7 protein-coding genes and 1 tRNA gene are annotated in these 12,283 nt (G+C 54.9%); 6 read left to right on the forward strand and 2 right to left on the reverse strand.

The features are described 5' to 3' along the window. Positions 1-7: 7 nt before the first annotated feature. On the reverse strand, positions 8-1,657 hold the full coding sequence (locus GSQ81_RS01145) for a cellulose synthase operon protein YhjQ/BcsQ (RefSeq protein WP_158908917.1): 1,650 nt from the start codon (positions 1,655-1,657) through the stop codon (positions 8-10). Positions 1,658-1,878: 221 nt separating this feature from the next. Between GSQ81_RS01145 and GSQ81_RS01150 the strand changes: the two genes are divergently transcribed. After that, positions 1,879-1,954, forward strand: a tRNA-Lys gene (locus tag GSQ81_RS01150). 125 nt (positions 1,955-2,079) lie between these two features. Here the strand turns inward: GSQ81_RS01150 and GSQ81_RS01155 are convergent. Then, complete coding sequence (locus GSQ81_RS01155) at positions 2,080-3,540, reverse strand: glycosyl hydrolase family 79 C-terminal domain-containing protein (protein WP_158908918.1); 1,461 nt, start codon at positions 3,538-3,540, stop codon at positions 2,080-2,082. Positions 3,541-3,906: 366 nt separating this feature from the next. On the opposite strand from GSQ81_RS01155, the gene GSQ81_RS01160 reads away from it, so the two are divergent. The 5 genes from GSQ81_RS01160 (at position 3,907) to GSQ81_RS01180 (ending at position 12,256) form a co-directional block, all read left to right on the forward strand. Further along, a complete protein-coding gene (locus GSQ81_RS01160) occupies positions 3,907-4,587 on the forward strand; it encodes a gluconate 2-dehydrogenase subunit 3 family protein (protein WP_158908919.1) in 681 nt (226 codons plus the stop codon). 110 nt (positions 4,588-4,697) lie between these two features. Continuing rightward, positions 4,698-6,269: a GMC oxidoreductase gene (locus GSQ81_RS01165; protein ID WP_158908920.1), complete on the forward strand. Its 1,572-nt coding sequence runs from the start codon at positions 4,698-4,700 to the stop codon at positions 6,267-6,269. 53 nt (positions 6,270-6,322) lie between these two features. Next, positions 6,323-7,219, forward strand: a complete 897-nt coding sequence (locus GSQ81_RS01170) for a sugar phosphate isomerase/epimerase (RefSeq protein ID WP_254059921.1) — start codon at positions 6,323-6,325, stop codon at positions 7,217-7,219. A 294-nt stretch (positions 7,220-7,513) separates the two neighbouring features. Further along, on the forward strand, positions 7,514-11,017 hold the full coding sequence (locus GSQ81_RS01175) for a carboxypeptidase-like regulatory domain-containing protein (protein WP_158908922.1): 3,504 nt from the start codon (positions 7,514-7,516) through the stop codon (positions 11,015-11,017). Positions 11,018-11,107: 90 nt separating this feature from the next. Continuing rightward, complete coding sequence (locus GSQ81_RS01180; protein ID WP_158908923.1) at positions 11,108-12,256, forward strand: tetratricopeptide repeat protein; 1,149 nt, start codon at positions 11,108-11,110, stop codon at positions 12,254-12,256. Positions 12,257-12,283 lie beyond the last annotated feature (27 nt).

Genomic DNA, 12,283 nt, shown 5'->3' on the forward strand with positions numbered 1-12,283 from the left:
GGTGCTATCAGCGTTCAGTCCAGCGAACATTACGGAAGCCGGCCGCAGCAGGTGCAGCAATCGTGCGAAGCCAGGTGGCTATGTTGATATAGTCCTCGGCAATCGGTGTATCGGGAGCATAGTCGACCACGGTCATGCCCTCGGCAAGCGCTTCGCTGACCGCAGGAGCGCGATGAATAACAAAGGGCAGCAGGCGGTCTCCTAGTTTTCTGCGCAGCACTTCTCGAACATCGAGATGCAATGGCAGTGAAGGATCGAACTGATTCAACACATAAAAAGGCTGCAGCGGACGTGCATTGCTATCGATAAGGCCGCTAAAAAACTTTTCGACAAAGCCCAGGCTGATGACTGAATTCATGTCCGGCGCGACGGGGATGAGCACGGTCAAATTCATGCGCGCCATCTGGCGAATCACCCAGTTTGAGGTCGCCGACAGGTCGAGCAGAATACGATGCATGCCCTGGCTGTTCGCGACAACTTCTTCGATGAAGAGTTCCTGGGCTCTTTCCTCTCTTCCCTTTTCCTCCATCTCGTGACTGACGAGGTATATCGGAGCGTCGGTGCTTCCACTGGGAGGAGAGAAGGTGCGGACCGTGTCCTGTTGAAGCTCATTGGTGCCAAAGTAGAACGGAAGAAGCCCATGCGATGTGGTGTCGGTGAGCAACACCTTTTCGCCCATGGCGGACAGAGAACGGCCCACCGTGGCCACCAGGCTCGTCTTGCCGACTCCGCCCGCGAGAGAGTAGACGGCAAGCACTGGCGTGCGTGTCTCCTTCTGTCGCGGCGATGCGGCCTCTGCCGGATCTTCGGTTTGCTCAAAGACACCCTTAAGGGCGAACCAGCGCGAGGCCACACGCTCGCGGGAGTGCTGCAGCGTTTCGGCGACGGAAGCCGGAGGAGAGTTGGACGCAGCGCCGAGCGGCCTGGCAGGAATCTGCAAGGTAGGCGGCGCATACAGCCACGCCGGGCCTGAGGAGTCGGCAGTTTCGACTGCGGACGAAGAGATCGGCAACGCCTCCGATGACGTGTCCGAAGATGTTATTTCGTGGCCGAGATCTTCTTCTGAATAAACGTCGTAGGGAGAGCCTAATCCAGAGATTGTCCCTGCCAACTCATCGTCAAGAACGGGCTGCGCGGACGATGAAGCCACATACCCGGGTTCGAGATAGATCTTACGAATATTTGTTGTATCTTCAGTACGGCGAAGAGGCGTTTGTGGAACAGCAGCCTGTCGGCGGCGCAGATCGAATTCCGCATCCCGAGCCGCCTGCCTTTGCGCAGGATCAGGAACCTCGGGCGTCTTCTGCCTGGCAATATTTTCCGCCGCTGCGGCTGTCTCTGCTTTGCGAACGCCTTTGCGACGCTCAACCCCATCGGCGCGCAACACGTTGTCGGTCTCGCGAGAGGGACGAGAGAGAGGAACGTCCGGTAGCGCAGCGTTTACGATCTTCGCAGCGGTGGGCAACGCCACGGACTCCTCCTCTTCTTGTCCGTTGGCGCGATGCCGAACCGGGTTTCGAGATTCGCGGTGCAAGGCGGAGAAGTCGCGGTGCTTGACTCCATGAAGATTTGCCCAGGAGTACAGCGCTGAGGAATCTTCAGGCGTCTTCGTCGCCGGCAGAGCTTCGTTAAAATCTTTGTCCCGAGAATCCATCATTGTTCGTTGTGTGCATTTCGGTAACGGCATATTGTCAGCGAACTCAATGGATTTCCGCACTTACCGTAATACCTGAGGCTACCGGGGACGCAACTTCACGTCAATGCATCGTTGGCGATGAGGAATGTTACTAAAGTTCTTCACCATGCACGTTCCATCCCGTCGAAGCGCTTGCCACCTGAACGAATGCATTCGAATGTGCTAACTTTGTTAAGTGGTTTGAGAGCGTAGCTCAGTTGGTAGAGCATCGCCCTTTTAAGGCGTTGGTCCTGGGTTCGAGCCCCAGCGCTCTCACCATAAAACTTTTACAATCAATAATTTGGCCGCAATGACCCGATGCGCAATATCGCATCCGCGTGTCATTCTATTGATAATAAATGGCTTGCGTTATCTATCCCGTCATTTTTTGGATTGGAACCCCTTCAAACCTTGTCTGCGATCACGACTACCGCGCTTGCTGCGGGAACGTGGATTTTGGCTGAATTTTCGTGCAGGCGGACAGATTCGACCTTAGTTAGGCGCCAAGTTCCGTCAGTGGAGACGGTTGAGCCAGCAAAGGTGACTCCCTGTCGGCTTTCAAGCGATGGCCCGGCGAGACGCATAGCGTTTGCTCGCGAGAGATGCTGCCTGGAGGTGAACTCTATTTCGGCGTCGCGAGAGGCATCTTTATTAATGATGGTCATCCCAATGCGATGCTGGTCGTGCGCGGTTGCATAGACGGTCAGGTTGATCGGGCCGGGATCGTAGTCGAGGGCAAGTCTCTCCCCCCTGGCGGCGTGCGCGAAGGCAAGCATTCCATAGTAGTCGGGAGCGGCTGAATAATTTCCCTTGCCATCGTCGTCAATTGGCGAATAGGAGCTGATGAAATCCAACTGGTTTACGCCCGTCTCTATATTGACTCCGCTGCCCCCGCCCCATGCCACGGTCAGCATGTAGTCCAACATCCAGAGCGCGGAGCCGAAGGTATTGCTGACACCGGGCTTGCCGCCGCCGGAGAAAGAATTTGTCTCGCAGATGCGGAATGGAAGATGCGCTTGCTCTGAAATATCGTTCAACGATTGAAGCAGCGAGATTAGCTTAGGATCGCGCTGCAGGAGCTGATCGAGAGTGCTGGCAGGATTGCCTGCGCCGCCGCGATAGTAATGGTGCGTCAGCAGCTTGAGATCTTTGCCTTCGTCTTTGGCGAAGCGCTGTACCCAGTCGTTCTCCAGTGCGGCATCGGGACCGGCGAGTGGAACTCCGGGCAACGCGGCACGGATGGCAGATTTGAAGCGCCGGTACTCTTCGAGATAGCTTTCGTAGCTGTAGCCATGCGGCCTGTGTCCCTCATGCTTGAAGAGGTCGGGCTCGTTGCCTATCTCAAAGGCGAGAAGTTTGTCTTTCGCTATTTTCACGACTGCTCTGGCTTCGTCAATCGCGTTCTGCTGCGTGCCGCCTCCGAGATTAAGCCCCCAGATGAGCTGCCAGCCAGTAGCGTCCAGAAAACTTCCCAACTGCCGGAGGCTGTCCTGGTTGATGACGGTTCCCTTGGGAGTCGAGAGCAGCTTGCCTTGTGGTTCAAAGGCAGAGTAGTCCGACGTGTTCCCTCCGATGCGAATCACGCCCCGCTTTCCGAGGCTGCGGACAAGCTGTACATAGGTGTGATTGGCCGAAGACAACAGGTTATCCGTCGCAACGGAAGAGATCTCGAAGCCGAGGCCGGTAAAACTCGCCGGGATCGCTCCCATGGTGCGAGTCGCATCGATCGCAATGCGAATGGGATGGGAAGGCAGGTCGCTCGCATTTCTGAAGGCGCCAAATGCCTTTGTCGCAAAGACCTGGCCACACGACAGCGCCGTTCCTGAGAGAAATGCTCTACGGCTCGTATCTATTTTTCTGATCATTTTCTCCCAATCCAAACTATTTTGCGGAGCGCCATGGGCAGCCCGTTGTCTTTTGCCCATGACACGGTATACCAAACTCGTAGCAGAGTTGCTTCGCCGCCACTTCTGCAGATCATTTTCAATCACGATTAGTTCGCTGTCTGTATCTTTTCAATCGGCGTTCCGTGAGCGCAGCTTGCAATTCACGGCTGAGACTCTTAAGCTTTTCAACCGGGTGGCATTCAGGCATCGGACTGTTCCCCAAATATCGATTTCTTTGATTTGAAACCTTTAGCTGCACCCTGCCGTAATTTGCCCAGTGACTCGATATGTTTCACCAGGAGGAGAGCGATTACAACTTTACGACGGCGAGATTTTGTCAAAGCTTTGGTAGCGGTATCGGCAACAGCCAAGACGGCGTTGGGACAACAGGCGGCAGCTCCCGTAGCTCCTTCCATACAGCCCGCGGTGCCGAAAGCCCCCGGCCCTGTGCCGTGGATGCGCGGACTGATGGAGGTAAAGCCTCTCCCGATAACGCCTCTTGTTCCCGATGCGGTGGCGCAGACGAATGCCAACTTCTTTAGTCAGCAGCAATTGTCGACGCTGCGTCGATTGAGCGAAATCCTGTTGCCTCCGCTCAAAGGCTATCCCGGAGCCGCTGACGCAGGCGCACCGGAGTTCCTCGATTTCCTGATTGGCGTTTCTCCGGCGGACCGTCAGCAGATGTATCAATCCGGTTTGGATCGGCTGGACGCCGAGGCGAAGCAGCACTTCGGCGTGCCGTTTACCGAAGTGAAAAAGTCCCAGGCAGACCAACTGCTTCAGCCCTGGATGAAGACGTGGATGAACGACCATCCTCCAACCGAGCCATACGCTCATTTCATCAATGTGGCCCATAGCGACATCCGCACGGCAACCATTAACTCGCAGGCCTGGAGCAAAGCGGCGAACGCGACCGGTCAACGAAACGAAGGCATGGGGCTTTATTGGCATCCGATCGATCCCGACATCCACAGAAAAGGTTCTGGAGCGACGAGCGATCCTGTTGCCAACAAAGAACATTGCTAGTGCAGGTTGAAAGCTGGTGGTTCGGCTTGCACGCTTTTCGTGAGTTGCCTGCATGGGCGACTTGCGCAACTGGATATTCGCAACACGCTCTATGGGGAAACTGAGAGATCATGGCTGAAGAAATAGTTGACGTACTCATCATTGGATCGGGCCACTCCGGCGGAATGGCCGCAAAAATTCTGACAGAAAAGGGCATTTCGTGCCTGATGCTTAACGCGGGGCCGGTGGCCGATGCCCATAAGGATACGGAGCCGAAGCCTGCCTACGCTTTGCCTTATCGCGGATTCAGCCAGCCGGGCCGGCTGCAGCATGTCTTTCAATCGAACGAGTTCAATGCGAACACCTGGGTAGACGAGCAGGAGGTTCCCTACACCTATGATGCACAGCATCCTTATAACTGGGTGCGCGTGCGGTTGTTCGGGGGACGCTCGCTTTTCTGGTCGCGGCAATCGTTCCGGCTCAGCGACTATGAGTTCAAGGGAAAATCACATGACGGCTATGGCGATGACTGGCCGATCAGCCTGGCCGATGTAGCTCCCTATTACTCGCGGGTCGAGACTATCTTTCGCGTGCAGGGCCGCGCCTACGGCATACCGCAATATCCGGATGGAAATTTCGTTCCCGATAATTCGCCCTGGACTGGCTGCATGCAACGGTTTGTCAATGCGGGAAAGCAGAAGGGTGTTCAAGTCTGCAAGGCGCGCAGCTCCCTGGGAGTGGACGGGCTGGCTAGTTCCGTCAACCTGCTGCTGCCCGATGCATTTGCTACCGGCAAGCTGCGAGCGATACCGAATGTCGTGGTTCGCGAGCTGCGCGTGGACAAGAATACCGGCCTCATTAACGAAGTTCACTTTGTCGATCGCCTTTCGCGGCGGGAGATGTCGGTCAAGGCGAGGGTCGTCGTATTGGCAGCGGGAACGCTGGAGAGCACACGCTTGCTCCTGAACTCGAAGCTCGCAAATTCCAGCGGGGTGATGGGCCACTATCTAATCGATCAGATCTATGGAGCTGGCATCACCTGTTCGGTACCCGAGGCACGCGACGGTAAATCGACGCGAGAGCTTATGGGCGGCAGCGCCCTGATCCCTCGCTTCCGCAACATCAATACCAAGGAAAAGAGCTTTATCCGCGGCTATGCCTTGAATGTCTATAGCAGCATGGGGGCCATGGATCCGCGAAACTTTGCCGCCTATGGGGAAGACCTGCAAAAGAAGCTTGATAGCTATAGCGGCAGCGGATTCGGCGCCGGAATTATGGGAGAGGTGCTGGCACGCCATGAAAACCATGTGAGCATCGACAAGAATGTCGTCGATGCATGGGACATTCCGGCCCTCCATATCGAGACGAAGTACGGGGACAACGAGTTCAACATGGCACGCGATGCAGTCGATACCAGCATTGCCTTGGCCGAGGCCGCTGGCTTCGAAGTCCTCTCCAAAAACTACGATCCCAATCCTCCCGGCTACAGCATCCACGAATTAGGCACCTGCCGCATGGGCGATGACCCGAAGACCAGCGTGCTGAATAAATGGAGCCAGAGCCACGATATTAAAAATCTTGTCGTTGTCGATGGCGCCAGTTTTGTCAGCTCAGGATGGCAGAATCCAACCATGACGATTGTGGCGCTTGCGATGCGAGCTTCCGAGCATTTGGCCGAACAGATGCGTCAGGGAAATGTTTAATATCGCCCTTTCCTTTAACAACCGTATTGAGATTTACAGAAAGAGGTCATCACTTGAAGCACTCACGAAGAGAGTTCATCAAAACCAGCTCGGCTGCACTGATCGGCGGTTCTGCACTGCTTCACGGCAGCGAGCTCTATGCGCAGACCCTGCGGTTGCCCCTTGGGCTTCAGCTTTACTCCGTACGAGAGCAACTGCCAACAGATTATGCCGGCACGCTGAAGCAGATTGCAGCGCTGGGCTATCGCGAGGTCGAAGCGGCTGGCTACTTCAACCACAGCGTTGCTGAAGTTAAACAGGCGCTGCACGATTCAGGGTTGAATCTGGTGAGTTCGCATCATCCCTCGGGCGACCTGCACAAGCAGTTCGACGAAATTCTCGCATTCAACAAGGAGTTGGGCGTCAAGTACATTATCTGCTCTTCCCCTACGCCAAAAGATCCGTCACGCAGCAAGGGCAACGAACTCACTTTGGATGACTGGCGCTGGAATGCGGATGAGTTCAATAAGTTCGGAGAAAAGGTAACCGCCGCTGGCCTCAAGTTCGGCTATCACAACCACATCGCGGAGTTTCATAAGATCGATGGAGTTGTCCCCTTCGATGTTCTGGTAAGCAGGACTGACCCATCCAAAGTTACGATGGAGATGGACTGCGGATGGGTCATCGTCGGTGGCGGCGATCCCATTGCATGCCTTCGCAAATATCCCACACGCATCTCCATGCTGCATGTGAAGGACTTCAAGAAGTCTGCGGTCCCCTTCTCCAATACAAACCGGCCGGTGATTGCAGAATTGGGCCAGGGCAGTATCGATTACCGCCCTATCCTGCAGGCAGCCGCTAAGACCGGGCACGTAAAACATTGCTTCGTAGAGCAAGAGGGATTTGACATGCCCCCCATGGAATCCCTGAAGGTCGATGCAAACTATATGCGCAAGCTGGGGCTAAGTTAGGCAGACTGGCCGCAGGGCGCGAGAACAAGATTCCCGGCTATTCCAGTGAGAACCTCTCGCGCCCGCCTCCAGAAGTAGGAGTTCCCTAGCGATAAGGTGCTCTTCCCAGAAATTATTTCAGCAACATCTTTCAAAATTTAAATCATCGGTTGATATTAATTTCAAACTTTTGATTGACATTTGTCTTTCACAAAGATAAATTGGCTCGACTGGAATCGTTTCCAGTTCTTTAGCGCTGAAATTCGAAATCGCAAACAGATCTCAGTTTTTTTCACCTTTTTTGGAGGCAGCACAATGCACCAACTCACCGTTATCCGGCACTCGAGCGGTAACTCCTTCTTGAGCAAACCTTTACGGCTTGCCCTCTCCGGAATCTTCTTTACCTTTTGTCTCTTGCTTGCGGCGACGCAGCCAGGGCTCGGACAGGCATCGAGCGGCGTAACCGGTACCGTAACCGACAGCAGCGGTGCAATTATCCCGGGCGCTGCGGTCACCGTGACCAACATCGGCACAGGCCAGACTGCAAAGACCACCACCGGTTCGTCTGGAACTTACTCGACCAGGGGCCTGCTTCCCGGTCGCTACACGATTACCGTGACCGCCACCGGCTTCAGCAAGGAAATCAAAAACAACGTCAACGTTGAGGTCAGCACCGAAGCAACGATCGATGTGACGCTTAATGCGGGCAGCTCCGATACGGTCATCGAGGTGACCTCGCCGCTCATCGCGTTGAACACGACACAGCCTGAACTTGGAACCACGATTGAACCTGAGGTCGTGCAGGCCCTTCCCTTTGAGGTCAGTTCTGGCCGCGGACGGCAGATTGACAGCGTCGCCTTTCTCGCACCTGGTGTCCAGGGCAGCACCTTCTCGAAACGCATCAACGGTGGCGTGGACTTCCAGAGCGAGATCGTCTTCAACGGCATTCCCGCCCCCCAGCCGGAGACCGAAGGCTATCAGACCGGCTTCAATCCTCCGTTCGACATGGTGAACCAGGCTCGCGTTGAGCGTTCCACCTTCTCCGCACAGTATGGCCTGGCCCAGGGCGCGATGACCTATCAGATGGCTTCTGGAACGAACGCCTTCCATGGCAACGCCTTCTACATCAACCGTAACGAGTTCTTCGACGCCAAGGGTTACTTCAATAACACCACTCCCATCAGCCGCGAGAACAACTACGGCTTCACGATTGCAGGCCCGGTCGTCATTCCTCATCTCTACAACGGCAAAGACCGCACCTTCTTCCACTTCTCGCTTGATTTCGGAAAAACGGCGGTATCCAACAACAGCATTGGAAGCGTCCCAACAGCTTTGGAGAAGACAGGCGACTTCTCGGACTTCGTTGACGGCACCGGCGCAGTAATTCCAATCTATGATCCGCTTACCCATGCTCCTTTTCCCAACAACAAAATTCCTCAAGTGCGCTTCAGCTCTCTCTCTACCGCTATCTTGCCATCCATTCCCGATCCGGATCGGCCTGGCCTCTCCAGCAACAAGACGGCTACTCCCAACGCGTTTCCCGATGTAGCGCACGTTTGGGGATTCGTCATCGACCACAACCTGACGCCAACTCAGTCACTTCACTATGCTCAGTGGCGTAACTCGTACGACAGTACCGGCTTCGACAATGACCCCATTGTTCCGGTGACAAACGAACTACAGAGCGCCAAAAATAACCCTGCGCTTGGCACTGTCTTCCTGCTCAATTACACCAACGCTGTTACGCCTCACCTTGTAGCTACAGCAGGCATTGGCTGGATCGGCGAAATCGGCAACCAGTTCAACGTGAAGCGTGGCGTTGCCTTCTCCGGTGTCACGGCCAGTCCCATCAGCGATGTATTTCCTAACATCACTTTCGATGGCCAATATCAGCCAACAAACTATGGAACCTCAAGTGGCTGGGTTCAGTCGATCAACCGCAAGTTGGGCATTGCGGTTGTGAACAACTGGCTCTGGTCCAAGGGCCGTAATACCTTCAACATCGGTGGAGAGTTCCGCCGCACCTACCAGGACGACAATGAGTGCCAGGCCTGCGCGGCGCAGATCAACTTCAGCCACAATACAACCGCAGCACCGGCTGGAACCACCGCATTCGCCACTACCGGAAGCTCGTTTGCCAGCTTCCTTCTGGGTCAGGTCGACAGCACTCAGCGCATCTTCGCCAACGAGTTGAAGCTGCGCAATCTGTCTCTCTCGCCTTACATCCAGGACGACATCAAGGTCACGCCGAAGTTGACGGTCAACGTCGGACTCCGCTGGGACATCATGCGGCCGTTCACTGAAAACAAGAACCAGATCGTCTATCTCGATCCGACCAAGCAGAACCCAGCAGCCGGAAACCTGCTTGGCGAAGCAACGCAGTTTGGCTCCTGCACCGGTTGCTCCGGTGTCACCCATGCTGATATCCACTACAAGCACTTTGGTCCGCGCCTGGGCTTCGCTTACATGATCAACGACAAGACGGTCATCCAAGGCGGTTACAGTCTGGCGTTCCTGGATGGTGGTGCTTATGAGTACGGTACCAGCAAGGTCGCCGTCAGCTATGGCAACCTGCTGCAAGGCTCTTACAACCGCAACAGCACCGGCACCAACACACCCGGCTATGGCGAGTGGGATGGTAATCCCATCCCGGCACCAGCTAACGGCGTGCTGAATCCGGCGCTTGGAATTGGAACCACGATTCGCGCCTTTGATCCAAAGAAGGACGGTCTGGCGCCATACATCCAACAGTGGAACATCAACGTTCAGCACCAGTTGCCGTGGAACACGTTCTTGAATGTGGCCTATATTGGAAACCGTGCTATCCATCTGAACGGTCAACTTAATCCCATCAGCCAACCTAATCCGTCTATCCTCGCTCTGGGGGGACCGCTTCTGACCGCAAACATCAACGATCCTATTGCTGTAGCGGCAGGTATCCAGGCTCCTTATGCAAACTACGCCAGCGATCTTGGCGGATCAGCTACGGTTGCTCATACTCTCTCGCCCTTCCCTCAGTACTCGAATGTTTATAACAACTACGATCTGAGCGGAGCGGCGAACTACAGCGGGATGCAGGCCAGTCTTGAAAAACGCTTCTCGAATGGTCTCGCGTTCCTTACCTCCTATACGCTGGCGAAGTTGATGGCGAATGTCGATAGCGGCTTTACAACCTTCGCTGCCCTGCCGGAGAACAAGTTCAACCAGAAGGCAGAGTGGACGGTTGACCAGAGCGATATTCGTAACAATGCCAAAATTACCGGAACCTATGAGTTACCCATCGGGCCCGGTAAATCGTTTGTCAATAACAAGGGAGTTACCGGGCGGCTTCTCGGTGGCCTCCAGGTCGGCTTCATTCTGTCTTATCAAAGCGGAACACCTTTCGGTGTATCTGAGAACGACAACCCTCTCGGATGCTCTGGTTGCTTCAATCGTCCTAACGAAGTGAAGAGCGTAGCGCGTAAGACCAATGGCTATAGCAATCTGACTTTTGCCAATGGTCAGAGCGTACAGAAAACATTCTCAACCGGCTCGTTTGTCAGCACCAGTCAGAGTTACACCCTGGGAGATGCTGTTCGCAACTATAGCGAACTGAGAAACCCCGGCAACTACGACGAGGACATCAATGCGCGGAAGAAGTTTGCAATTGGAGACAAGGTTACCTTCATTCTCCAGATGGACTACTTCAACGTCTTGAACCGAACCTACTTCGAGAATCCAAACTCTAACATCGACAACACATCGAACTATGGATTGGTCCCATCCGGTCAGCAGAACAATGCGCGGCAAGGACAACTTAGCGGAAGAATTACCTTCTAAGAATCCTGTTCCCTGCCTCAACCCACCGGACCGCGAGATCATCGCGGTCCGGTTTCTTTTGCCTTCGAACCCACTTATACTGAAGCCTCTATGAAATCCACCGCTGCGCTCCTCTTATTTTGTAGTCTCGCTATCGGCGGAACCGCTCTCCTAAGAGCGCAGCAAACCGTGTCGCCCGAGGTGCAGGCCCTCTATCAACATGCGCGAACGGCACAGGCTGCTGACGATAATGCCGGCGCTGTCGCGGATTATCTGAAGATCCTCCGCCTCGATCCAAAACTAGGCGCGGCGTACAACAATCTAGGGCGGCTCTACTACAACATGGGACGCTACACCGATGCAATTCCTGTTCTCGTGCACGGGCTACGAGTAGATCCTTCCATGCATCCTGCTGAAATTATTCTTGGAGCAAGTTACTATCAAACGGGCTCGTTCGATAAAGCCATACTGTCCCTTGAAGCCGCACTCAACGCTATGCCCGACGATCGTTTTGCTGGAATTACCCTGGTCCACGCCTTGGTAGCGCAGAACAATCTCGATGAGGCTGTCCAACAGCTTCGGCACCTTATCGGCAACGACCCCAAAGATCAGGAGGCCTGGTACCTGCTTGGCAAGTTGCAGTTACAACTCTCTCAGCAGGCCTTCGAGCGCGTCCATGCCATTGACCCTGATTCGCCTCTAGCGCACGAGCTCTCCGGCGAGATCATGGAGAGCATGAAGAACACCCCCGGTGCTATCGCCGAATATAAGAAGGCCCTCGAAGTTGCACCCACCGATGCAGGAGCGATGGAACATCTCGCGAATGCGTATTGGAGCGGAGGCGAGTGGACAGAAGCACGAGATAGCTTCGCGGCAATTCTTCAGCATGACCCGAATAACTGCCTTGCTCATTGGAAGCTGGCAAACTCTCTCGACGAATTGAACACCTCACCCGCCGATGCATTGAAGCAGGTAGATGCTGCTCTTGCGACGTGCCCTTCCCTCGCCCAGGCGCGTGTTGAGAGAGCGAAGATATTGTTGCGGCTAGGCAGGCCCGCTGATTCGCTGCCTGAGTTACTCACTGCTGAAAAAAGCGTCCCTGACGAACCCTCTATTCAGATCCTCTTGGCGAAAGCCTATAAGGCGCTCGGCGATTCCGCTCATGCCGCTGAAGCCGATGCAAAATTCAAGCAGTTGTTGCAGGCGGAGCACTCCAATGAAGAAAATCATGCCGCCGATGTCATTCGAGCCAACCAGTAAGACGCTGCGGCGCTCGTTGTCGGCCAC

The organism is Granulicella sp. L56 (assembly GCF_009765835.1).
Lineage (GTDB): Bacteria > Acidobacteriota > Terriglobia > Terriglobales > Acidobacteriaceae > Edaphobacter.